Annotated in this window: 25 protein-coding genes; 15 read left to right on the forward strand and 10 right to left on the reverse strand. The window is 71.5% G+C overall.

Annotation, left to right across the window (positions count from 1 at the left end; all coding sequences use genetic code 11):
- Nucleotides 1-10 precede the first annotated feature (10 nt).
- Nucleotides 11-1,198, forward strand: coding sequence for a DUF2254 domain-containing protein (locus QSK00_RS15295; protein ID WP_285591963.1), 1,188 nt, complete (start codon nucleotides 11-13; stop codon nucleotides 1,196-1,198).
- A gap of 20 nt (nucleotides 1,199-1,218) precedes the next feature.
- On the opposite strand, the gene QSK00_RS15300 is transcribed toward QSK00_RS15295, so the two are convergent.
- The gene (locus QSK00_RS15300) at nucleotides 1,219-2,016 is read right to left on the reverse strand and encodes a DUF4232 domain-containing protein (RefSeq protein WP_285591965.1); all 798 of its coding nucleotides are present in this window, start codon (nucleotides 2,014-2,016) and stop codon (nucleotides 1,219-1,221) included.
- A gap of 34 nt (nucleotides 2,017-2,050) precedes the next feature.
- On the opposite strand from QSK00_RS15300, the gene QSK00_RS15305 reads away from it, so the two are divergent.
- Entirely contained in the window at nucleotides 2,051-2,353 is a 303-nt protein-coding gene (locus QSK00_RS15305; RefSeq protein WP_285591966.1) for a hypothetical protein, read from the forward strand.
- A 77-nt stretch (nucleotides 2,354-2,430) separates the two neighbouring features.
- On the opposite strand, the gene QSK00_RS15310 is transcribed toward QSK00_RS15305, so the two are convergent.
- Entirely contained in the window at nucleotides 2,431-2,589 is a 159-nt protein-coding gene (locus tag QSK00_RS15310) for a hypothetical protein (RefSeq protein WP_285591967.1), read from the reverse strand.
- Between the two features lie 72 nt (nucleotides 2,590-2,661).
- A complete protein-coding gene (locus QSK00_RS15315) occupies nucleotides 2,662-2,937 on the reverse strand; it encodes a hypothetical protein (protein ID WP_285591968.1) in 276 nt (91 codons plus the stop codon).
- A gap of 192 nt (nucleotides 2,938-3,129) precedes the next feature.
- Between QSK00_RS15315 and QSK00_RS15320 the strand changes: the two genes are divergently transcribed.
- The 8 genes from QSK00_RS15320 (at nucleotide 3,130) to QSK00_RS15355 (ending at nucleotide 13,316) form a co-directional block, all read left to right on the forward strand.
- Nucleotides 3,130-3,816: a winged helix-turn-helix domain-containing protein gene (locus QSK00_RS15320; protein ID WP_285591969.1), complete on the forward strand. Its 687-nt coding sequence runs from the start codon at nucleotides 3,130-3,132 to the stop codon at nucleotides 3,814-3,816.
- A complete protein-coding gene (locus QSK00_RS15325; RefSeq protein ID WP_285591970.1) occupies nucleotides 3,813-5,195 on the forward strand; it encodes a sensor histidine kinase in 1,383 nt (460 codons plus the stop codon). Before QSK00_RS15320 ends, QSK00_RS15325 begins: the two co-directional genes overlap by 4 nt.
- A gap of 261 nt (nucleotides 5,196-5,456) precedes the next feature.
- Nucleotides 5,457-7,235, forward strand: a complete 1,779-nt coding sequence (locus QSK00_RS15330) for a BCCT family transporter (RefSeq protein ID WP_285591971.1) — start codon at nucleotides 5,457-5,459, stop codon at nucleotides 7,233-7,235.
- A complete protein-coding gene (locus QSK00_RS15335; RefSeq protein WP_285591972.1) occupies nucleotides 7,232-9,256 on the forward strand; it encodes a transglycosylase domain-containing protein in 2,025 nt (674 codons plus the stop codon). Before QSK00_RS15330 ends, QSK00_RS15335 begins: the two co-directional genes overlap by 4 nt.
- 85 nt (nucleotides 9,257-9,341) lie before the next feature.
- Nucleotides 9,342-10,934, forward strand: coding sequence for an alanine/glycine:cation symporter family protein (locus tag QSK00_RS15340; protein ID WP_285591973.1), 1,593 nt, complete (start codon nucleotides 9,342-9,344; stop codon nucleotides 10,932-10,934).
- Nucleotides 10,935-10,987: 53 nt separating this feature from the next.
- The gene (locus tag QSK00_RS15345) at nucleotides 10,988-11,839 is read left to right on the forward strand and encodes a YhjD/YihY/BrkB family envelope integrity protein (RefSeq protein ID WP_285591974.1); all 852 of its coding nucleotides are present in this window, start codon (nucleotides 10,988-10,990) and stop codon (nucleotides 11,837-11,839) included.
- 127 nt (nucleotides 11,840-11,966) lie between these two features.
- Nucleotides 11,967-12,314: a hypothetical protein gene (locus QSK00_RS15350; protein WP_285591975.1), complete on the forward strand. Its 348-nt coding sequence runs from the start codon at nucleotides 11,967-11,969 to the stop codon at nucleotides 12,312-12,314.
- A gap of 774 nt (nucleotides 12,315-13,088) precedes the next feature.
- On the forward strand, nucleotides 13,089-13,316 hold the full coding sequence (locus QSK00_RS15355) for a Na+/H+ antiporter NhaA (RefSeq protein WP_352231143.1): 228 nt from the start codon (nucleotides 13,089-13,091) through the stop codon (nucleotides 13,314-13,316).
- A gap of 24 nt (nucleotides 13,317-13,340) precedes the next feature.
- On the opposite strand, the gene QSK00_RS15360 is transcribed toward QSK00_RS15355, so the two are convergent.
- On the reverse strand, nucleotides 13,341-13,760 hold the full coding sequence (locus QSK00_RS15360; RefSeq protein WP_285591977.1) for a MarR family winged helix-turn-helix transcriptional regulator: 420 nt from the start codon (nucleotides 13,758-13,760) through the stop codon (nucleotides 13,341-13,343).
- 156 nt (nucleotides 13,761-13,916) lie between these two features.
- On the opposite strand from QSK00_RS15360, the gene QSK00_RS15365 reads away from it, so the two are divergent.
- The 3 genes from QSK00_RS15365 (at nucleotide 13,917) to QSK00_RS15375 (ending at nucleotide 16,157) form a co-directional block, all read left to right on the forward strand.
- Entirely contained in the window at nucleotides 13,917-14,366 is a 450-nt protein-coding gene (locus tag QSK00_RS15365) for a nitroreductase family deazaflavin-dependent oxidoreductase (protein ID WP_285591978.1), read from the forward strand.
- Nucleotides 14,367-14,484: 118 nt separating this feature from the next.
- Nucleotides 14,485-15,069, forward strand: a complete 585-nt coding sequence (locus QSK00_RS15370) for a DUF305 domain-containing protein (protein ID WP_285591979.1) — start codon at nucleotides 14,485-14,487, stop codon at nucleotides 15,067-15,069.
- Nucleotides 15,070-15,452: 383 nt separating this feature from the next.
- Nucleotides 15,453-16,157, forward strand: a complete 705-nt coding sequence (locus QSK00_RS15375) for a DUF899 family protein (RefSeq protein ID WP_285591980.1) — start codon at nucleotides 15,453-15,455, stop codon at nucleotides 16,155-16,157.
- A gap of 215 nt (nucleotides 16,158-16,372) precedes the next feature.
- Here QSK00_RS15375 and QSK00_RS15380 read toward each other — a convergent pair whose 3' ends face one another.
- Together QSK00_RS15380 and QSK00_RS15385 are read right to left on the reverse strand one after the other, a co-directional pair.
- A complete protein-coding gene (locus QSK00_RS15380; protein ID WP_285591981.1) occupies nucleotides 16,373-16,591 on the reverse strand; it encodes a hypothetical protein in 219 nt (72 codons plus the stop codon).
- Between the two features lie 81 nt (nucleotides 16,592-16,672).
- Nucleotides 16,673-17,626 carry an NmrA/HSCARG family protein gene (locus QSK00_RS15385; RefSeq protein ID WP_285591982.1) on the reverse strand — a complete coding sequence of 318 codons (954 nt, stop codon included), beginning with the start codon at nucleotides 17,624-17,626 and terminating at the stop codon, nucleotides 16,673-16,675.
- Between the two features lie 179 nt (nucleotides 17,627-17,805).
- Between QSK00_RS15385 and QSK00_RS15390 the strand changes: the two genes are divergently transcribed.
- Nucleotides 17,806-18,162, forward strand: coding sequence for an ArsR/SmtB family transcription factor (locus tag QSK00_RS15390; RefSeq protein WP_502872043.1), 357 nt, complete (start codon nucleotides 17,806-17,808; stop codon nucleotides 18,160-18,162).
- Nucleotides 18,163-18,168: 6 nt separating this feature from the next.
- On the opposite strand, the gene QSK00_RS15395 is transcribed toward QSK00_RS15390, so the two are convergent.
- The 4 genes from QSK00_RS15395 to QSK00_RS15410 are packed head-to-tail and all read right to left on the reverse strand — an operon-like array spanning nucleotide 18,169 to nucleotide 21,561.
- Entirely contained in the window at nucleotides 18,169-18,591 is a 423-nt protein-coding gene (locus QSK00_RS15395; protein WP_352231145.1) for an acetyl-coenzyme A synthetase N-terminal domain-containing protein, read from the reverse strand.
- A complete protein-coding gene (locus QSK00_RS15400) occupies nucleotides 18,588-19,466 on the reverse strand; it encodes a fumarylacetoacetate hydrolase family protein (RefSeq protein ID WP_285591983.1) in 879 nt (292 codons plus the stop codon). The genes QSK00_RS15395 and QSK00_RS15400 overlap by 4 nt, the downstream gene beginning before the upstream one ends.
- Nucleotides 19,467-19,470: 4 nt before the next feature.
- Nucleotides 19,471-20,211 carry a GntR family transcriptional regulator gene (locus QSK00_RS15405; protein ID WP_285591984.1) on the reverse strand — a complete coding sequence of 247 codons (741 nt, stop codon included), beginning with the start codon at nucleotides 20,209-20,211 and terminating at the stop codon, nucleotides 19,471-19,473.
- Between the two features lie 48 nt (nucleotides 20,212-20,259).
- A complete protein-coding gene (locus QSK00_RS15410; protein ID WP_285591986.1) occupies nucleotides 20,260-21,561 on the reverse strand; it encodes an alpha-hydroxy acid oxidase in 1,302 nt (433 codons plus the stop codon).
- Nucleotides 21,562-21,729: 168 nt separating this feature from the next.
- Here QSK00_RS15410 and QSK00_RS15415 point away from each other — a divergent pair, with 168 nt between their 5' ends.
- The gene (locus tag QSK00_RS15415; RefSeq protein ID WP_285591987.1) at nucleotides 21,730-22,485 is read left to right on the forward strand and encodes a type 1 glutamine amidotransferase domain-containing protein; all 756 of its coding nucleotides are present in this window, start codon (nucleotides 21,730-21,732) and stop codon (nucleotides 22,483-22,485) included.
- The last annotated feature ends 40 nt before the right edge of the window (nucleotides 22,486-22,525 follow it).

Below are 22,525 nucleotides of genomic sequence, written 5' to 3' on the forward strand. Positions count from 1 at the left end.
CAGGAGCGGCATGATCCCCAGCACGCGGCACACCTCCGGTCGATTCTGGGTGGTCCCCGCCTGGTGCGGTGGCGTGGCGATCGTCCTGGCGTTCGCACTCGCTCGACTCGATCGAGCCATCGGCGACGTCGACAGCGCCTTCCTCTTCCCCGGGCCGCCGGAGGGAGCTCGCAGCTTCCTCGGCGCCGTGATCACGGCGATGATCTCGTTCACCGGGCTGGTCTTCTCGATCACGGTGGTCGTCCTGGTCCTGACCAGCGGACAGTTCTCGCCGCGCGTGCTCCGGCAGTTCCTGCACGACCGGACCATCCAGTGGTCGCTCGGCCTCTTCGTGGCCAGTTTCCTCTACGCGATCTTCGCCCTGCGCGAGGTGGTGGGCACGAACGGGAACGACGCCTTCGTCCCGCGCATCTCGGTGACGGTGGCGTTCCTGCTGGTCCTCGTCGCCGTCGGTCAGTTCGTGCACTACATCCACCATGTCGTGCACATGATCCAGGCGTCGTCGATCATCGTGAGCATCGGCGAGGAGACCCGGGACCTGCTCGAGTCCCGGCATCCCGTCGACGCCCCGCCGGCAGCCGCGTCGCCCGTCCTGCCCGACGACGGCGTGCCGGTCACCGCCGAGAAGCCCGGTCTGGTGGTCTCGGTCGACCGGGACGCGATCCTTCGCCGGGCCGTCGGCGACGACGCCGTCGCTGTCCTCGCCCCGCGGATCGGGGATTTCGTGCCCGCAGGTGCCACGCTCCTGACGGTCCATTCCCGCTCCGGCGCGCCCGTGGAGCCCGAGCCCTACGCGGGGCACATTCGGACCGCGACCGAGCGCACCATGGACCAGGACCTGAGCTTCGGTCTCCGACAACTGGTCGACGTGGCCATCAAGGCGCTGTCCCCGAGCATCAACGACCCGACGACGGCGTGTCAGGTGCTCGACGTCCTCCACGACCTCCTGCGCCGGGTCGTCACCCGCCCCTGGCCCGCCGTCCGCCTGGCCGACGACGACGGCGTCACCCGGGTCTGCATACCCTCCGACGACGTCGGGGCCCTGCTGCGCATCGCACTTAACGAGATCCACCACTACGGCGCGGAATCCACGCAGGTGCCCGAGAGGATCACCCGGCTGCTCGACGACCTCGACGACGTCGCGCTCACCGAGCACCGCGAGGCCGTCCGGCACTACCGCGACCGGATCGGCCGGTGAGCATCGACCGGCGTCGTCCCTCAGTCGGCGTCCGGCCGGACCGATCGGACCCGCAGGGTCACGACGTCGCCCGCACACGAGGTCCCGGACCGGGGCACGAAGGCCGCGGTACTCTCGCCGGGCGGATACACACGCAGGCCCCGCACGGCCGTGGGATCACAGCGCCCCGGACCGAAGGCGTCGGCGGTGCGTACCGTCGCGTGCGCGGAGTCCCCGGGCGCGAGCGCGACCGGGCTCCCCGGCTCGCCCGTCTCCGCTGCCATCGGCCCGACCTGGTGACCGTCGTCGCCCGCGACGTGGGAGACCCCCGGGAATCCCTGCAGCGTGCAGACCGCGGAGCCGGTGTTGGTGAAGACGAGCGGCTGGTACGACGAACCGGCCGCACCCTCGGCCGCGCCGAGCGTCACGGCCAGCGACGCGGTGGTGCAGCGCGGTGGGTCGACGCCCGCCTGACCGCTCAGATCGCCGCGCCCCGGCAGGATCGTCCGGACCCGGATCGGGGAGATGTCGGCTGCGCAGGAGATCCCGGGGGACGGCACGTAGGCCGCTCCCTCACTCCTGGGCGGGTAGACCCGGAACCCGCGCACCTCCGTCGGGTCGCAGACGTCGCGCTCGACCAGGCCCGCATCGGTCACGCTGACGATCGAGTGGGCGGACGCCCCCGGGGCGATCTCGACCGCGTCGCCACGCGGCCCGACCCACGCCCCGGCGCGGCCGACCTGGTGCCCGTCGTCGCCGGCCACGTGGGACACGCCGGGAAAGCCCTGCAACCGGCAGGCGCTCGATCCGGTGTTGGTGAACACGAGGGGGCGGTACACGGTCCCCGAGGTCGTCCCCTCGCCGGGCCCGAGGGTGACCGACAACGACGAGGTCGGGCAGGTGGGCAGCGGCTGCCCGTCGTTCGCCGACCCGGCGGGGACGATCGGCACGAGTGTGCCGGGGGACGGGGTGCTCGACGAGGTGCTGGGCGCGGAACCCGCCGTCGACGTCGGACCGGGGTCCGACGACGTGGCCGGAATCGAGGTGGCCGGTGTCGACGTGGCCGGTATCGAGGTGATGGTGGGACCGGAGGCCGACGCGCTCGGCACGGCGTCCCCGGTCGATCCGCAGGAGGCCACGACGAGGGCCGCCAGGAGCAGAACGGGCAGGACCTGACGGGTCCGCGGCAGCAGGGACTCGCGCACGACGATCATGCCTCCGGTGGGTCGGCTCGGACCGGGATCGTCCTCCGCCTACCCCGGTCCGACGGGCCGCCATCCCGACGAGGATCTTGCGATCTCCTGACGCCTGCCCGCGCTCCCGAGGTGGACCGCGACGGCGAGCAGGACGGCCAGGACGAACAGGAAGGAGACCTCGACCAGGTCGAGCGCCACCACGGTGACGGCCGGCACGACGGAGGCGTGCGTCCCGCAGCCGGCCCAGGCTCCTCCTCGTCCGGGCCTGGGGCGCCCGTTCCCGGCCGGTCAACGACCTGCCGGGAGTTCACGCACCGCGCCGGTGGGCGCCCCGTCGACGCTGCTCGGACCCGGCGGTGGGATCACCCAACCGACCAGGAACGCGAAGACGATCCCCAGCGCCCGGGGCCAGAGCGGGTGCTGCTCGGGATGATCGGGCGTCTCGCCGGGCCTCGGAGCGGTCGCCATGGGTGTCCGGCGCCCCGTCGTCAGGGACAGCCCCGCGGCGGCGTGCGGCACCGTCGGCACGCCGAGTTCGACGGTGTCGGCCTCGGTCGGTGACACCGTCCGCCGCCCTCCGTGCCCGCCGGATGTCGCCTGCCCGTGGATGGTGCCCCCGCCGGTCGTCGTCGGTACCTGCAGGGATCATCGCTCCCGACCACCCGTCCGTGAGCCTTGCGGTCTCCTGGCGGGTCCGGCCCGGAGGTCCGGGTGGAGCAGACCGCGCTGGTCGGATCGCCCTCGGGAGGCACACCGATGGAGGAAGGCGGGCCGAAGGCCCTGCTCGTGGAGGACGACGACCGGATTCGGCGGGTGCTGGCCGTCGGCCTCGCCGACGAGGGCATCGAGGTCCGCGAGGCCGCCAGTGCCGAGGAGGCCCTCCCCCTGCTCGACGACGACGTCGACGTCGCGCTGATCGACCTCATGCTCCCCGGCCTCGACGGGATGGCGTTGTGCCGGTCGCTGCGGGAGCGGGGCGACCTGCCGATCATCATCGTCACCGCCCGTTCCGACACCGACGACGTCATCGCCGGGCTCGAGGCGGGGGCCGACGACTACGTGACCAAACCCGTCGTCCCCGGCGAGCTCGCCGCCCGGGTCCGGGCCCTGCTGCGCCGCCGGCGACCCACCGAACAGCCCCGTCGGGAGCTCGCCGTCGCCGACCTCGTGCTGCGCCCCGAGGAGGGCGTCGTGACCCGGGGCGGGGAACCGGTCGCCCTGACCCGGACCGAGTTCCGGCTGCTCACCGAGCTCGTCGAGGGCGAGGGCCGCGTGGTCTCCCGCGAGGACCTCCTCCAGCGGGTGTGGGGCTACGACTACTTCGGCGACACCCGCCTGCTCGACGTCCACGTCCGCCGCCTTCGACGCAAGATCGAACAGGACCCGGACGCCCCCTCCGTCGTCCTCACCGTCCGCGGCCACGGCTACCGCGTCCAACCGTGACGGCCCGCCGCACCGCCTCGCTCCGGGTCCGCGTCGCGATCTCCTTCGCCCTGGTCACCCTGGTCGTCTGCGGCGCACTCTCGATCGCCACCTGGTTCCTGACGACGAGCTACGCCACCGCCCAGCGCGAGAACGCCGTGCGGGCACGGGTCTCCGCCGACGCGACCCTCGTCGCCGGGACCCGCCAGTACCGGCCCGACGGGCTCCCCGACCTGCTCGCCGGCCTGGGCGGGGAGCCCGACACGACCGTGCTCCTGCGGTCCGCGGGCTCGTGGGCGAGGTCCGGCCCGGCCGTCTCCCCCACCGCGCTCCCCCTCGAGCTCACCGGTCTGCGCCCCGGCGACCCACCCGTCGTCATGCAGATCGAGGTCGGCGGGCGGGAGGTGATGGCAGGCTCGGCCGGGCTCGGCACGCCCGGTGATCTGCTCGTCGAGCTCGCCCCGGTCCGCGAGCTGCAGAGCACTCGCCGCTTCCTCGCCCTGCTCCTGACGGGCGGGACCGTCGCCGCGACGGTCGCGGGAGCGGTGCTCGGGGCCTGGACCGCGCGACGGTCCCTGCGCCCGCTCCACGAACTCACCGCGGCCGCGTCCCTCGTCGCGCGGGGCGACCTCGACGCGCGGCTCCCGGTCCGGACCGACCCCGAGCTCGCCGGACTCGCCACCACCTTCAACCGGACCGTCGAGGACCTCGGCGACCGGGTCCGCCGCGACGCCCGGTTCGCGGGCGATGTCAGCCACGAGCTCCGCTCCCCGTTGACGACGATGCTCGGCGCGACCGACGTGCTGCGCCGGCGCCGCGACGACCTGCCGGCGGCGGCCCGGGAGGCCGTCGACCTGCTCGGGCCCGACCTCGATCGCTTCGTCGACACGGTCGACGACCTGCTCGAGATCTCCCGGATGGACCAACCCGTCGACGAACGCGACCTCGAGCGCGTCGACCTCGCCGCACTGACCCGGGCGGTCGCCCGCCGGCGGGGCCTCGAGGACCGCGTGGACGTCACTCCCGGCGACACCCACGTGGTCGCCGACCGGCGCCGCCTCGACGCCGTCCTCACCAACCTGTGCACCAACGCCGCCCGCCACGGCGGCGGCGTCGTCCGCCTCGGCGTCGGACCGGCCCCGGACGCTCCCGGCACCGTCCGGCTCGAGGTCGACGACGCCGGGCCCGGCGTGGCCGCCGCCGACCGCGCCGAGATCTTCGAGCGGTTCGCGCGCGGGTCGACGGCCGGTCGGCGCGGCGCCGGCACCGGTTCCGGCCTCGGTCTGGCCCTGGTCAGCGGCCACGTCCGACGCCACGGCGGCACCGTCCACGTGACCGATCGTCCCGGAGGCGGGGCCCGGTTCCTCGTCGATCTGCCCGGCGCGGCCGACGCGGACTGACCACCGCGGCAGCGCAAGACGAATGCAAGGTCATCTGCGCCTCGGGGGCCGTAGACAGGACGGGTCCCGATCGACGACCCGAGGAGCGGTGTCCATGTTCGACTCGAAGCGCGAGGCCGTCGCCGCCACGACCGTCTGGCTGGGGTTCATCGCCGCCCTCGTCTACGGACTGGGACTCCTGTAGCCGATCGGGGTGTTTCGTCAGGGATTCGTCAGGTTCGTACGGTTCCGTGGTCCACCTCCTCGGACACCCTGGAGGACATGACCACGACCGATTCAGGCGGTTCCGGGAGCGGGACCGAGGGCGGCTCGACCCTCACCCGCTACCTCCGGACCCACACGAACCCGCCGGTCTTCCTCGTCTCCGGCATCGTCGTGCTCGCCTTCCTCGCCGCGGGGGTGATCTTCCCCGACGGCACGAGCGGCGTCTTCTCCGCGCTGCTGGACGGCATCTCGCGCTACTTCGGCTGGTTCTACATCCTCGCCGCGACCGGCTTCCTCGCCTTCGCGCTCTACCTCATGGTGTCGAAGTACGGGCGCATCAAGCTCGGTCCCGACGACGCCTCGCCCGAGTACGGCACGACCGCCTGGTTCGCGATGCTGTTCACCGCGGGCATGGGCATCGGTCTCGTCTTCTACGGCGTCTACGAGCCCGCGTACCACGCGATGAACCCGCCGACCGGCCCGGCGGGCACGCCCGAGGCCGCCGAGCGCGGCATGAACTACACCTTCTACCACTGGGGCTTCCACCCCTGGGCGATCTACATCGTGCTGGGCCTCGCGATGGGCTACTTCTGTTTCCGCAAGGGCCTGCCGATGCGGCCGGCCTCCGCGCTGTACCCGCTGCTCGGGCAGCGCGTCTTCCGGTGGCCCGGCGCCGTGGTCGACATTCTCGCCGTGTTCGGCACCCTGTTCGGTCTCGCCACCTCACTGGGTCTGGGCAGCCAGCAGATCGGCTCCGGGCTCAACCAGCTCACGGGGCTGCCCAACACCACCACGACCCAGGTCCTCGTCGTCTGCGCGATCACCGCCGTGGCCGTCGTCAGCGTGATGCTGGGCGTGGACAAGGGCATCCGGCGGCTGTCGCTGGTGAACCTGTGGCTCGCATTCGCCCTCATGGTGTTCGTGTTCGCCGTCGGCCCGAAGATGTTCGTCCTCACCGGACTGGCCGACTGGACCGGCTACTACCTGCAGAACATCATCGGGACGAGCTTCACCGTCTTCAACCCGGACACCCAGCCCGCCGCGTTCGACTGGCAGGCCTCGTGGACCCTCTTCTACTGGGGCTGGTGGATGTCCTGGGCCCCCTTCGTGGGCATGTTCATCGCGCGCATCTCCTACGGCCGCACCGTGCGCCAGTTCGTCTCCGGTGCGTTGCTCGCCCCGGTCGGCGCCTCCATCGTCTGGTTCTCCGTCCTCGGTGGCACGGGTCTCGCCCAGCAGCTCTCCGGGCAGGCCGACATCGCGGGCGGCAGCTCGGAGTCCTCGCTGTTCACGGTCCTGTCCACGCTGTCCGTCGGCGGGGTCGTCTCGGCGATCGCCTCGGTCCTCGCGATCATCGTGGTCGTGCTGTTCTTCGCGACGTCGTCGGACTCCGGCTCGCTGGTGGTCGACATGCTCACCAACGGGGGCGACCCGCACCCGATCTGGCAGCAGCGCCTCTTCTGGGCGCTCATGGAGGGCGCGGTGACGATCGTCCTGCTGCTCGTCGGCGGGGCCGCGGCCCTCGACGCCCTGCAGGCGGCCTCGATCACGACGGGCCTGCCGTTCGCGGTGGTGCTGATCCTCATGGCGCTCGGTGTGCTGAAGGCCCTGCGCTCGGACCCGGCCGTGACCGGCGGCGGCCCGGTGGTCCTCTCCGACACCGAGGGCGGCGGCTACCGACCGGGCGCCGATCGGGGCGCCGCGGCCGAGGAGACGGCCGCGCCCGCAACGGCCGAGCCCGGGACGGCCGAGACCGGTGGTGGTCCGAAGCACGCGGCCGACGAGTCCCGCGAGGACGGCGCGGAACGGCCGGTCACCGGGAGCGCCCAGGCGTGAGTCCGCGCGCAGGGGCGCGGGCGCTCGCTGCCTGCGCCCTGGCGGGCGTCCTGTTCGCCGGCCTCACGCTGCCCCCGGTCCTGGCCGGCGGCCTGCTCCTCGGTCGGGCCGCGGCGTCGGTCGACGTGACCTCCGGCTCGCTCGCCGGGGGTCGGGTCCGTGAGGCGTCGGTGATCACCGACGCCGTCGGCACCCCGATCGCCCGGCTCTACGAGCGCTACCGCCTCCCGGTCGGCTCCGACGCCATCGCCGACACCATGAAGGCCGCGATCGTCGCGATCGAGGACCGCCGCTTCTTCGTCCACGACGGGGTCGACTGGCGGGGACTCGGCCGGGCGCTCGCGAGCAACGCGGTGCGCGGTTCCCCGCTCGAGGGCCAGGGCGCGTCGACCATCACGATGCAGTACGTCAAGAACTACCGGCTCTACGCGGTGGCGGACACGGCGGCCGACCGTCGGGCGGCGACCGCCGACACGCTGAGCCGCAAGCTGACCGAGGTGCGGCTCGCGCACCGGGTCGAGGAGCGGCTCGGCAAGGACGAGATCCTCGCCCGCTACCTCGACCTGGTCTACTTCGGCAACGGTGCCTATGGCGTGGAGGCCGCGGCCCGGACCTACTTCGCGACGACCGCGGCGACGCTGACGGTGCCGCAGGCGGCGCTCCTGGCCGGCATCGTCCGCAGCCCGGAGGGCTACGACCCGACGGAGCAGCCGGCAGCGGCACGCGCCCGGCGGGGCGAGGTCCTGCGCGCCATGGCCGACGTCGGCTCGATCTCCCCGGCGCAGGCCGCGGCCGCCGACGCCGCACCGCTCGGGATCGTCTCGCCCCTCCGTCGCCGGGCACCGGGATGCGGGGCGGCGGTCGAGGGTACGGGCTTCTTCTGCCGCTACGTGGAGGAGGAGCTGGCGGCGGCCGGGATCCCGCCGTCGGAACTGCGCACGGGCGGCTACACCGTCCGCACCACCCTGGACCCGGACGCGCAGGCGCGCGCCGACGCGGCGGCCGGGCGGATCGGGGACTCCTCGGGGGTCGCGAACGTGGTCGCCGTCGTGGCACCGGGATCGTCCGGCCCTCGACCGGTGCTCGCGCTCGCCGCCAATCGGGAGTACGGGCCGGACGCCGCGGCGGGTCAGAGTTCGTTGCCGCTCGCGACCGCCCCGCTGCGGGGTGCCGGGTCGGTGTACAAGATCTTCACCGCCGCGACCGCCCTGGAGCAGGCGCTGGTCTCTCCTGACGACGACCTCGACGTGCCGAAGCGCTACACGTCGTCGATCTCCCCCGGGCACACGGTCGAGAACCTCGGCAGCTACGACGACCGGTTGACCCTGACCCGGGCGCTGGCGACCTCACCGAACACCGCGTTCGTCGAGCTCGAGGACCGGATCGGTTCGCTCGGGCCCGTCGTCGAGACCGCCCGGGCGCTGGGCCTGCGCCGCACCCTCGACGCGCCGGCTCCCGGCGGCGGGACCGTCGGGGAGGCGGTCGTCGCGCAGGACCAGGCCTCGTTCACCCTCGGGCCGAACCCGACGAGCCCGCTCGAGCTCGCCAACGTGGGAGCCACCCTCGTCGCCGACGGCCGCTGGTGCCCGCCGACGCCGATCCTGTCCGTCACCGACCGCGAGGGTCGCCCGGTGGACCTGCCGACCCCGGAGTGCGATCAGGCGGTGCCCACCGACGTCGCGGCCGATCTGCGGACCGCGCTGTCGGAGGACCACACCGACGGCACCTCCGCCGACGCGGCCGAGGAGGTCGGATGGGACCGTCCGATGATCGGCAAGACGGGGACCACCCAGGTCTCGGCGTCCTCGGCCTTCCTCGGCGCCACCACCGCCTACGCCGGCGCGGTGATGACGTTCTCCGACCGGGGTGCCCCGGAGCCGGTGTGCACCGACCCGGTCCGCGTCTGCTCGGACGGCACGCTCACGGGCGGTTCCGTGCCGGCCGAGACCTGGTACAGGACGATGCTGCCGCTGCACCGCGACGTCCCGGAGGGCGACCTCGTGCCCGACCGCGACGACTGACTATGACCTCACGGCCCGCCTGACGATCGTCTGACGAAACGGTCGCGGGCCTTGTGATCCATGGCCAAGCGTCTGGAATGTCCGTATGACGGCTGCCGCTCCACCCCCCGCCGTGGTCGACGTCCTCGCCCAGGAGGGGGCCTCGTCCGGGGCCCTCTCGGCGATCGAGGACGCCATCGACGCCGTGTTCACGCCCGTCTCCGAGGGCCTCTCGGCGGTCGTGTTCGCGGAGATCCCGCTCTTCGGGGTGTCCTTCCCCTGGATCGTCGGGTGGTTGATCCTGGCGGCGCTGATCTTCACCGTCGTGTTCCGGGCGCCGCAGTTCCGCAGCTTCGGGCTCGCCGTGCGCATCGCGCGTGGCCGGTACACCGGCGACGACGAGCCCGGGGAGATCTCGCACTTCCAGGCGCTGACGTCGGCGGTCTCCGGGACGGTGGGTCTCGGCAACATCGCGGGCGTCGGTGTCGCGGTCACCATCGGCGGCGCCGGGGCCACGTTCTGGATGATCGTGGCCGGGCTGCTGGGGATGTGCACCAAGTTCGTCGAGTGCACGCTGGGTGTCCGCTACCGCGAGCACCACGCTGACGGGACCGTCTCCGGTGGCCCGATGCACTACCTGCGGCGCGGCATCGCCGAGCGCTTCCCGACGGCGTTCGGACGCTCGCTGGGCAAGGTCCTCGCCGGCCTCGCCGCGGTGTTCATCCTCTTCTTCGGGGTCGCCGGCGGGAACATGTTCCAGGCCAACCAGACCTTCGCCCAGCTCACCGAGGTGACCGGCGGGGAGGCCGGGCTCCTCGGGGGCGACGGTGCCGCGCTGGTCTTCGGTGTCCTGCTCGCCCTGCTGGTCGGCGCCGTCATCTTCGGTGGCATCCGCTCCGTCGGGCGCGTGACCAGCCGGCTCGTCCCCGCCATGGCGATCGTCTACGTGGCGGCCTGCCTCATCGTGCTGCTGGTCAACCTGCCCCTGATCCCCGCCGCCGTCGGCGCCATCATCGGCGGGGCGTTCACGGGAGCCGGCGTCGCCGGCGGCGCGGTCGGCGCCCTCATCGTGGGCTTCCAGCGCGCCGCGTTCTCCAACGAGGCCGGGCTGGGCTCCTCCCCGATCGCGCACTCCGCGGTGAAGACCCGGCACCCGGCGACCGAGGGCTATGTCGCGATGCTCGAGCCCTTCGTCGACACCGTCGTCGTCTGCACCATGACCGCCCTGACCATCGTCGTCGCCGACACCACGTTCTGGCGCGACGCGCAAGCCGCCGCGGCCGCCGGGGAGGACCCCTCGGGCGTCGTGGTCACCTCCTCGGCGTTCGAAACGGTGCTGCCCTGGTTCCCCTACGTGCTCACCCTCGCGGTCGCCCTCTTCGCGATCTCGACGATGATCACCTGGGGTTACTACGGGCAGAAGGCCTGGACCTACCTCTTCGGGCGCAGCACCCTCTCCGAGCGCGTCTACCAGGCGGTTTTCAGTCTGTTCGTCGTCATCGGGTCGGTGCTCACCCTCGGCGCCGTCCTCGACTTCGCCGACGCCGTCCTGTTCCTCCTGGCCCTGTTCAACATCATCGGGCTCTATCTGCTCGCCCCCGTGGTGAAGCAGGAGGTCGACGCGTTCCGAGCCGCGCGCCGGTCCGGCGAGGTGGTCGAGATGGCGCCGTCGGAGCGGCGCGCCTCGACCAACGCCTGACCCCTCGGGGGGTCGCCGGGTCGGCGGGCGGCGCCACCGGGCAGCCTGTCCGCGTGATCCTTCCCGGACGGCGACGGTTCGCCCGGACCGCAGCGGGCCGGGTGGTCGCCTCCGCCTCCGCGCACCGGCTCCCCGCCCTCGCGGCCGAGTCCGCGTTCTTCGCGGCCCTGTCGGTGTTCCCGGCGTTGCTCACGGTCGTGGCCATCCTCCGGGCGGCGGCCCCGTCCCTGCCCGGCGCGGCCGACGCCGCGGCGGTCGAGGGGATGACCCGACTGCTGCGGCTCGTGCTGACGACGCGGGGCAGTGCGGCCGCGGACGCCGCGACCGCGCTGCTGGCCACGAGCACCCCGGGCCTGCTCACGGTCGGGACCGCCGCCGCGGTGGTGCTGGTGGTCCGCACGCTGCGCTCGGTGCTCCACGGCCTCGCGACGATCTCCGGGACCGCGCCCCGCTCCTGGCGGATGGCCGCCGTGCTGGGGATCCTGCTGCTGGTCGGCGCCGCGACCGTCACGGCGGCGGCCGTGCAGGATCCGATCGCGTGGCTCGGGGTGCCCGGCGGGCACCTGCTCTGGCGGGTACTCCGGTGGCCGCTGATGCTGCTCGCCCTGTTCGGCTGGGCAGTGCTGGTCCTCCGGTCCGGCGTCCGACGGAGGAAGCGGCGCGCGCTGGTGGCGGCCGGAGCGCTGGCCGTGAGCGGGTGGGTGCTGGCCAGCGCGCTGTACCCGGTCTACGTCTCGGTCGCCGCGAGCGTCGCACAGGGCCTCGGCGCCCTGGGCGGCGGGCTCATCCTGCTCGTCTGGCTCTACCTGCTCATGGCCTCGCTGTACCTGGCGGCGGAGACCCTCGTGATCAGGTCGTCCCCGCCCCGCGCCCCGACCACGCGCGGGGACGAGGACCGCGGCTGAACCGGCCACCGCGGTCGTCAGGAACGTGCAAGGGCGGACCCCTTCCACCGTGGCCCGTCCCGGCGTTGCATGTCCCCGGCCGCGTCGAACGCCCGCCCGGCCGGGAACGCAGGAGGGCAGGTCCGACGTGACGTGCGAGGCCGGGCCCGCGGACTTCTCCGACATCGTCTGCGAGGAGACGGGGGTGTCGGTGCGGCAGGCGGCCGCCCGCGCGCTGATCGCCCGCGACGAGGTCCTCGGCGAGCCCTCCCCCGCTGGGGGGCCGCAGCACCACGCGGCGATGATCGAGGACGTGCGGGCGCTCACCGGGGTCCTCGCCGCCGAGTTCGCCCTCGCCGCCCACGACGTGGCCGTCCTGCGCGATGCCGCGTACTGGGCGTCGGCCGCGCACCGGGCCACCATGCGCTCAGACACCTTCGCCCTCTCCACGGCCCTCGCCATGCGCGGCTACGACGAGGGCACCGGGAGCCGGTGAGGCGTAGCCTCGCCCGCCTGACGACCACCTGACGATCGCGGCTGGTCCGATTCCAGGCCGGAGACCTGCGGTACCGGTACCGGGTGACCCCACGGCACCCGGGCCCTGCCGTGCTCGCCGTGACCGTCGCCCTCGCCGTCGTCGCCGGGTGCAGCTACGGCGTCGAGGCCGCTCCCCCGCAGAGTCGGCCGATGGCGCCCGAGAACACCGTCGCGCCCCCGATCCCCCAGACCTGGCTCGGCCAAGTCTGCTCCGCTCTGGTGCCCGCCGTCCGTTTCACGGAGCCGGTCCCGGCGCCCGTCGACAACGGCCAGTCCACCACCGCGGCCGTCGTCGACCTGCTGCAGGAGCAGGCAGCCTCGCTCCGGGAGCAGCGCGCAGCGCTGGCGGCGATCCCCGCGAACTCCGACGCCACCCTCGTCGGCAGGCCTCGAACGGGCACGGTCGGCCCTCCCGTTGCCCGGCCCGACCGTCCTGCGGGACCTCGCTCTGCCCGTGAACCTCACCGACGAGGCGGCGTCGGTCCCGGCCTGCCGCACGCTGAGCGCTTCGTGAGGGTCCGGCAGCGACGTCCCCGGACCTCGATCGCCCGCTGCTCGCGGGGCGGCGGTGGAGCGTCGTCGGGGAGGTCCCCGATGAGATCACGAAGGTTGCCCAGCAGGCTCATCGATCGGTCTCCGCTCACGGGCGGTCGGCGTCCAGCACACCACGGCCGACGTCATCGTTGGGTCGGGACGACGTTGCAGCGTCCTGACGAAGACCGTGATGCGCGGTGTGACGCCCGATGCGCTGCGCACCTTCCTGCCCACCCTCGCCGTCGTCGATGACCTGCTGGCGATCACGACCATCTACACCGACGACCTGTCGGTCGTTCCGCTGTCGCTCGCGCTCGTGCCGCCGGCGTTGTTCGCTTCGCTGGTCCAACGCAAGGTCCGTCGGCGGTGGACTGCTGCCGCTGGCCCTACTCGAGGAACGACTCGACGCACACACCGGTGCGCGTAGGCGATGGCAGCCGTCAGCACCTGATCATCTGACCGGTCGGCCTTCGTCGACGACCGCGGACAGCGCTGCGCCCAGGTCTCCGGAGAGGCCAGCGGCAGCGAGCCGGTCCGACCACGTCCGTTCGATGTCCTCGATCTCCGCCAACGCGATGCGGACGAGTTCCCGACCCCTGTCGGTCAGCACGATCAGGCGCGCCCGCCGATCCAGCGGGTCCGGCACGCGGGCCAGGAGATCCCGCCGCTCGAGGTCGGCGACCACCTCACCCACCGACTGATGAGTGACCGCGAGGCCGGCCGCGAGCGTGGTCAGCCGTGCCCCGCCGGGCGGGAGTGACTCGAAGACCTGGTGCGCGGAGAAGGAGATGTTCTCGTAGCCCGCCGCGCGTAACCGCTCGAGCAGGTCCTCCACCATCAGCCGGCTCACTCGCACGAACAGCGAGATCACCGTCGGAACGGGCTCGCCTGCAGACCCCGCCGCATGCCGGAACGGCTCTTGCATTCCAGCAGGCTACCTGCATACTCGCGATAGGGCAGGTTGCCTGCACAATGAACTGGGAGCTCCATGCCGAGCGAGTCGTTCCGGACGTCCGTCGGAGCCGGTGTGACGACGCTGCTGCGCCGCCGCGTGCTCGTGCGCCTCCCAATTCAGGCGTACCGCGTCGGGGCCGGGTGGATGTTCGGCTCCCGCCTGCTGCTGCTCCACCACACCGGCCGCCGTTCGGGGCGTACGAGACACGTGGTGCTCGAAGTGATCGGGGGGACGCCGCCGGACACGGCCGTCGTGATGTCCGGCTTCGGAGAACGGGCTCAGTGGTACCGCAACGTCAAGGTCGATCCGCGGGTCCTGGTGTCCATCGGGCGACTCCGCGACCGACCCGCGCTCGTACGCGTCCTGTCCGCCGACGAGGCGCGATCCGTCCTCGTCGAGTACCGCCGACACCACCCGCACACCTGGTCGTGGATCCGCGTGGTCCTGGAACGGAGTCTCGGGCAAACCGTCACCGTCGACGACGCCCCACCCGTGGTCGAGTTCCGCCTCGACGGGAGCTGAGGGACGATCCCCGACGATTCCAGGCGGCCGTCACGCCAGAACGGGTGCGCCGCGGGGTGAACGTGGACGGGTCGGGCCGCGAACGCATGCGGTCATCCACGTGAGGAGAACGACCTCGATGAGATCCGTACGCGCCCGTCGTCGGCTCGCCGTCGGGCTGCTCGCCCCGGCCCTGGCGGCGCTCGCCGCCTGCGGCGCATCAGGTGCACCGTCCGGTACCGGTACGAGGGCGACGACGGCGCCCCCAGCGGCCGCGACTCCCGTCGACTCCGCGTTCGTGCTGCACATGCTCCCGCATCACGAACGGGCGCTGCAGGTCGGCGCGCTGATGGCGGCGCAGGGGTCGGACCCGCGGGTCCGGGAGTTCGGGCAGCGGATCGTCACCGAGCAGACCCCCGAACGAGACCGGCTCCAGAGCTGGGTGACAACGCTGCACCTGACGACGTCACCCAGCGACGCGACCATGGCGTCCGGGTACATCGACGACGCGACGCTGGCCCGGCTGCGCGGGGAGGCCGGGACCGCGTTCGACCGCGACGCGCTGCTCTCCTCGGCGAACTCCGAGACCGGGGCTGCCCAGATGAGCGCTGTCGAGCTGCGGGGCGGCGCCTACGCCCCGGCGCGAGACCTCGCGACCGCCATCTCGACCGCGCCTGCCGGGGAGATCCCACAGCTTCGGCAGCTGGCGACCCAGCTGGGGTGACCCGCCGGTCCCCCGCCGGCTGTTAGTGATCAGCGGCGGCGTCTCAGTGGGGCTGCTGGGCCTGGCGAACCTTCATCGCTGCCACCCTGCTGCTCGGCATTCTTCTGGACGCCCGACTCGGCGAGACCGGCACCGTCGACGAGATCGCAGCACTCATAAGCAACGCCTAGTCTTCCGATCACACCTTCCCCGGAAGCACGCCGAGTTCACTCAGTCGCATACGAGCGGCGCCGTGATAATCCCCGTTATCGCGGCATCGCGACGAGTCGGTCTCCGGCCGCGGCGGAGTCGTCCGGGCTGTCGAGGCGGCAGGTAGATCGACCTCTGGCAGGCTGAGCGCGGACGCCGCAACCACTTCAAGACTGCTCCGGGGAAGGATCGACATGACCGGGCTGCCGTTGCCTGATCACGCACTGCCCGCGGTCGTCTCGCCGCAGGAATGGGAGGCGGCCCACGAGGCGATGCTGCTCGAGGAGAAGGAGTTCACCCGCGCCCGAGACGCGCTGGCCGCCCGACGTCGCCGGATGCCGATGACCCGCGTCGACACCAGCTACCGGTTCGTGACATCGCAGGGTGAGGTCGGGCTGCTCGAGCTGTTCCAGGGACGCCGGCAGTTGCTGGTCTACCGCTTCTTCTTCCAACCCGACGTCGACGGGTGGCCCGAGAAGGGCTGCGCCGGCTGCTCCTACCTCGCCGATCACGTCCCGCACCTGGCGCACCTCAACGCTTGGGACACCTCTTTCGTCGTGGTGTCCCCAGCGAGCCCAGAACAGATCACAGAACTCCAGACCCGCATGGGATGGCGACACATCCCCTGGTTCTCACTGCCCGGCGACACCTTCAGCCGCGACTTCGACGTCAACGAATACTTCGGACTCAACGTGTTCCTTCGCGACGACCACGATCAGGTCTATCGCACCTACTACGTCTCCGCCCGCGGGGTGGAGCCGCTACTGCCGACCCTGTCGATGCTCGATCTCACGCCGCTGGGACGCCAAGAAGATTGGGAAGACACTCCAACTGGCCGCCCCCAGCTCCCCGCCTACCGGGCCAGACGCCACGACGAATACCCGACAGCCCCGCACTGACCCTCTGACAGCCACGGATCTGGCACGCGGTCCGAGACCACTCCTCCGAGCCGTCCCCCGCACCACGGCCGACTTCGCTCCTCCAGCGACTTGGATACAGCGTCGATCGGCCCACCCGGGGCCAGGTACAAGCAAGACCGGTCGACCGCATCCGTGCGTTATGCCAACACGCACCAGGATCCTTAACGCCGGCCCCGTCGCCGCGAGCCTCTTTGTCACGCGTTTCCGAGGTAATCCGAGAAGAGAAGACGCCGTTCCGGCGCGGCTGCCGGAACTCGGCTCTGGTCTACGAAGTTGTGGGCGCCGCCTTCGGTGGAGCAGGATACATTCTTCGCGGACCAGTTGAAGTAGACCGTGCCGAAGTAGCCTCGACAGATCACGTCTCCGGCAGCGGTGTCGTAGTGGTCGAGGTCGGCGTGACATGCCTTCTCCACCAGCGCCTTCTTGCTGCACTTGAAGCCCGCCGCACTGACAGTTACCAAGCCATGAGCTACAAATCTCGTCGGTGAGTGGGCCTAGCTTCCGAAGGCGACCGGTTCCCCGCGCCAGTCGGCGTTGCGGACGAATTGTTCCCAGGTCAGCGCCTCGGGATCGATGCGTCGACTCCACTGGATATCGCGGTCGTCGCGGAAGTATCCAAACTCCACTGCGTACTCGACCATGCCGATGGTCTCGTTGGCGAAGAAGGAGTTCTCGGCAAACACAGGGAAGTAGTTGAGAAGGCCTTCGCGCGTGTAGGCGTTGCGGTACTCGGCCTTGAGTCCGGTGACACGGGAGAATGCCTCGACCATCTCGGCCGGAGAGATGAGGTCGCCGACGACCGGCAGCCAGGCGCCGAGGTAGGTGTCGGGGTTGGAGAACACCTCGAGAACGGCGGGCCCGGCCGCTGTGAGCGGGTCCACGAACGGGGCGCGGAAGTCCTCGGGGAGGTAGAAGGGCATGATCACCGTGTCACCCTCGACGCGCGGGGCGTAGTACTCCAACATGTTGGTGTAATAGAACGAGAGCGAGACGAAGGTGTGCGCGACCGGCAGAGTCCGAATGTACTCGGCGACGAGCGCCTTGTCGGTGAAGTGCGGCGCCCATTTGCGGCCCGACGTCCTCTCCTCGACGTTCTCCAAGGTACTGAAGACGACGTGACCCACTCCGGCTTCGACTGCGGCGTCAGCGAGCTCGCGCCCGAGGGGGTACTCCTCGGAGTCGGGGGGCAGGAGGGGCGGCGTCATCAGGAAAGCCCCGTCGGCCGATGCGAACGCGTTCACGAATTCGCGCTGGTGACCGAGCGCGAGGGGAACCTCAGTGATTTCGGCCCCCATCCCCGCCAGGCCTCGGGCTTGAGCAGAATCAGGGTTCCGAGTGAGGGCTCGCACGCGATACCTGCCGCTCTCGAGCAGAGAGGTGACGACGCTCCTACCCTGCTTGCTGGTGGCCCCCGCGACGGCGATCAACGGCTTACTGGTCTCGGGCATGGTGCACTCCTCTTTTGCATGCCCGGTGTCGCTGCGACCCGCAGCCGGGTCGCGCAACACCGACGAAAGCGGATGTCTCCATCATATCGTCATACCGCGATGTGTCAATGTGTAGGAACTGAGCTCGAGCCCAGTCCGTCAGATCGAGATACGATGGCGCCTAGGAGAAGGGAGAGACCGTGGCGGCGGCACAGGCGAGGAGCCCAGAGGGCGAGACTGGGGACGATGTGCCGCTGGACGCGGTCAAAGCCTTGAAGGCTTTGGCCAACCCTGCCCGGCTGCAGATCATGGACTGGCTGCGAGACCCCCATGGCGAGTTCGCGCAGTGGGAACCAATCGCCGACCGGGACGACGTGGGGGTTTGTGTCAGCCATCTGCAAGCCAAGTCAGGGCTGGCGCAGTCGACGATCTCTTCGTACATGGCGACCCTCGAACGGGCGGACCTTGTGCGGTCAACGCGCATTGGCAAGTGGATCCACTACAAGCGCAACGAGGAAACGCTGTCGCGACTAGCGGAGATGCTCCGCCGGGCATAGCGGCCATCAGGAAGGCCACGGGGGCCAGCAGCGGCTTGCACTCGACGACGTGCCTGCCCTCGATGCCGCACGAGTCGGACACGATCGCCGCTGGACGGGCGTTGTCATGGCGGACGGCGAGCTCCCACGTGGCGAACCCGCCGAACACCACACTGTGCACCGCGCCGAGGCGGGCGCAAGCGAGCGTGGGCGATCGCGGCCTCGGGACCATCGGCATGTAGATGATCCCCGGTCGCCCTTGCCGACCCCCTGCGAGCGCAGCACCCCGGCGAACCAGCGCGAGGACTGCGGCGCCGAGGACCGCATGATCGTCTCGGGCTCGGTGCACCAGTCAGTCAGGCCGGCGGCGTCGCGCCAGAAGCCCTCGGGGTCGGTCATGCTCTGCAGATAGGCCGCCTCAGACAGCTCGGCCTGGGTGTCGCCGCTCATGAGGTCGCCGATCTTGGTGGCGCCGCCTCTGATGCTTCGATGACCTGTCGTTGGCTCCCGAGCCGCTCGATGTGTGTCTCGATGACGTCGCCGGGCTGCAGATAGGGGAAGCGTCCGGACAACGCGACCCCTTGCGGGGTGCCGGTCAGGATGAGGTCGCCGGCCTCGAGCGCGACGTACTGGGAGAGATCGACGATCAGGTCTGCGACGTCGAAGATCATGTCGCCGGTCGTCGAGTCTTGCCGTGGTTCGCCGTTGACCCAGGAGGCGATACGCAGGTTGCTGGGGTCGATCTCGTCGGCCGGCACCAGGGCGGGGCCCAGGGGGCAGAATCCGGGGGCGATCTTGCCTTTGGACCATTGGCCTCCGGAGGTGTCCATCTGCCGGTGCCGGTCGGTGAGGTCGTTGGCGATCGTGTAGCCCGCGATCGCGTCGGCGGCCTCGCTGCGGTGGGTGAGTCGGTGGGTTCGTCGGGCGATGACGACGGCCAGCTCGACTTCCCAGTCGAGGGTGTCGCAGCCCGCGGGTCGCGCGACGGTGTCGTGGGGTCCGATGACGGTGTTCGGGTGTTTGAGGAAGACGATCGGGTTCGTCGGAGGGGCGGAGCCGGTCTCGGCCGCGTGGGCTGTGTAGTTCTGGCCGATGCATAGCACCGCGGTGGGGCGGGCGACCGGCGGCCCGACACGGAGGTGCTCGGCGTCGTCGATGAGCGGCAGTGCCCCGCGTTGCAGGGCGTCCCGGGCGGCCGCGAGACCTCCGGCGGCCAGCCAGTGGCCGTCGACGTCCTGGGTCAGGGGCGTGAGATCGAACAGGTCGTCGCCTACACGCGCGACGGGACGTTCCCGGCCCTGCTGGCCGAGTCGCAGGATGTCCAACCGGCTACCTTCCTGTTCCTGTTCCTGTTCCTGTGGCTCGAGGCGTGCTTCGACGCTTGGTCGTGGCGTCCTCGGCGGTGTCCTGCGCTCGCCACTCGCGGGTGATGCGCGTGGTGAGGTTGTCGAGGTGGCGGATCATCGCGGCTTCCGCGGCCTGCCCGTCCTGGTCCTGCAGCGCGCGCAGGACCCGTTCGTGCTCCAGGACCGCCGGTCCACGGCTGGTGACCCACGCGGTGGCGTACGCGCCGAGGATCACCTGCGTGCGCACCCGTTCCAGGGACTCGGCGAGGCACTCGTTGCCCGCGAGGTCCTGGATGGCGTGGTGGAAGTCGGAATCGGCGCGACGTGCGCCGTCCTGGTCGCCGCTGTCCACGGCTCTGCGGAACCGGTCGTGGATGACGACCAGTTCCTCGAGGGTCTGTTCGTCGATGCGTGGGGCGGCGAGCCGCGCGGCGAGTGCTTCGAGCTGGGTGCGGACTGCCAGGGAGTCCAGGAGCTCGTAGCGGTCGGGGGCGGCCACGGCGATGGTGCCCGCCACCCGCCGCAGCAGTCGTTCGGAGAGCAGCCGCTCGACCGCGTTGCGCACCGGGCTGCGGCTCATCTCGAGGTCTGTGGCCAGCCCGAGCACGCTCACCGGGGCACCGACCCCGAGGTCGCCGTCGAGGATCCGGTTGCGGATCAGGCTGTAGGCGGAGTCGGCGAGGGAGTCGGTGCGGGGGTCGGAGTTGAGGTCTGCCGAGGTCACGAGTGGCCCTCTCGCTCGGTGCATTTCTTGAGTGGTGGGCGGAGAAGCCTAACCAGGCGGGATCGCCAGACCGGCCTCGGCGAGGTCGGCCCACCGCCGAGGACTCCTGGCCTCGGGTGAGGGTCCCAGCCGAACGAGGTCGGGGGTCAGCTCGGCGATCGAGCGGGCCCCGAGCAAGGTCATGGTGGTGGTGATCTCTTCCTCGAACAGGGCCGCGACCCGGCGCACGCCCAGCTCGCCCGCAGCCATGAGGCCGTAGAGGTAGGCCCGCCCCACGAGCACGGCGTCGGCGCCGAGCGCGAGGGCCGCCACGACGTCGGCGCCGGAGGTGAAGGCGCCGTCGACGAAGACTTCGCAGCGGCCCTCGAGGCGATCGAGCACCTCGGGCAGCTGGCGGAGCGGGGTGGCGGAGCGGTCGAGCTGGCGGCCGCCGTGGTTGCTCAGCACGATCGCGTCGGCACCCGCGGACTCGATCCGGACCGCGTCCTCCGCGGACTGGACTCCCTTGACCACGAGCTTGCCCGGCCACTGCTCGCGGAGCCAGGCCAGGTCCTCGAAGTCCACGGCGGGGTCGAAGAGCGTCGCGGCCAGCTCGGCGACGGTGCCCTGCCACGAGTTCAGCGACGCGAAGTTCAGCGCGCGGGTGGTGAGCAGGTCGATCCACCAGTGCGGATGGCGCGCACCGTCGATGAAGGTCTGCGGTCCCAGGGACGGTGGGAGAGTCATGCCGTTGCGGACATCGCGCAGTCGCCGGCCCGCGACCGGGGTGTCGACGGTGAGCACGAGGGCCTCGTAGCCGGCGGCAGCGGCGCGGTCGACGAGCTCGCGGCTGCGGCCCCGGTCGCTCCAGAGATAGAGCTGGAACCACCGTCGACACCCCGGGATGATCTCCGCGACGTCCTCCACCGAGCAGGTGCCCATGGTCGAGAGCGCGAAGGGCACCCCCGCCGCTCCGGCCGCGCGGGCGGTCGCGAGTTCGCCCTCGTGGTGCAGGACGCGTGTAAAGCCGGTCGGGGCGAACACGATGGGCAGCGCGCTCGGGGCGCCGAGGATCGTCGCGCGGGTGTCGACGGTGGACACACCGCGCAGCACCCGCGCGATGAAGTGCACCGAGTCGAGAGCCTCGCGGGCGCGGGCCAGCGATCGCTCGGACTCCGCGCCGCCCTCGACGTAGTCGAAGACCGCTCGAGGGACACGACGGCGGGCCATCGCGCGGAGATCCTCGACGCTGGCCGCCCGCGCAGCCCGGCGTCGGTCGCCGTCGAGCACCATCGGGCGCGGGCGCAGCAGATCGGCGAGCTCCGCCGCTCGCGGCAGCCGGCGCGGCCCGTCCAGCCCTGTCCATCGCATGACCGGAACACTGCATCCACCAAGACGCACAGTCAAGCCTCACTGCATGCAGCTACTTGGAATAATCCCCGCTGGTGCACCATCAGATGTTGACTCGATCACGCTTCCGGACTACACCTGCATCCACCCCAGACTGAGGAGGAGCTTGTGTCATCGCGTCCACCGTCCGTGCTCATTCCGCTGCCCGACCGCGACTTCGACACCACCGAGTCCTCGATCGCGTGGCGCGCCTTCGTCGACGCCGGCATCGAGGTCACCTTCGCCACCGAGACGGGCCGGGTCGCCGCGTGCGATCCGCGGCTGCTGCGGCCGGGCTTCTTCAACTGGTTCCCGGCCGGACCGGACGCCCTGGATGCCTACCGGGCGATGTCGAGCTCCTCGGCCTTCCAGTCCCCCATCACCTACCGCGACGTCGACCCCGCCGAGTTCGACGCGGTCCACCTCGGCGGCGGGCACGCCCAGGGCATGCGCCAGTACCTCGACAGCGGGGTCCTCCGCGAGCGCGTGCTCGGGTTCCACCGCCAGAACAAGACGATCGGCGCGATCTGCCACGGCTCGCTGATCCCGGCCAGGACCATCGATCCCCGCACCGGGGCCAGCATCATCGAGGGCCGCCGTTTCACCACGCTGACCCGCCCGATCGAGAAGTTCGCGTTCCGCTCCACCTGGTTCCGGGTGGGCCGCCGTTACCGGACCTACTGGAAGTACACCGAGACCGAGGTCGGACAGGCCGTGGGGCCCTCCGGCGCGATCGAGCGCGGCGAGACCCGCTTCGGCCGGTTCGGGTACTCGCTGACCCACGACGAGCCGATGGTGGTCGAGGACGGCCACTTCCTCAGCGCCCGCTACCCCCTCGACGCGCCGCGCTACGCCGAGGCGTTCGTCCGTCGCCTGGTCGACGACCGCGCCACGGCGACGCCGTAACGGCTCCCCGCCCCCCTTCTCCGGCTGAGGCCCATCCCCC

It is taken from the genome of Actinomycetospora sp. NBRC 106378 (genome assembly GCF_030269685.1).
Taxonomy (GTDB): Bacteria; Actinomycetota; Actinomycetes; order Mycobacteriales; family Pseudonocardiaceae; genus Actinomycetospora.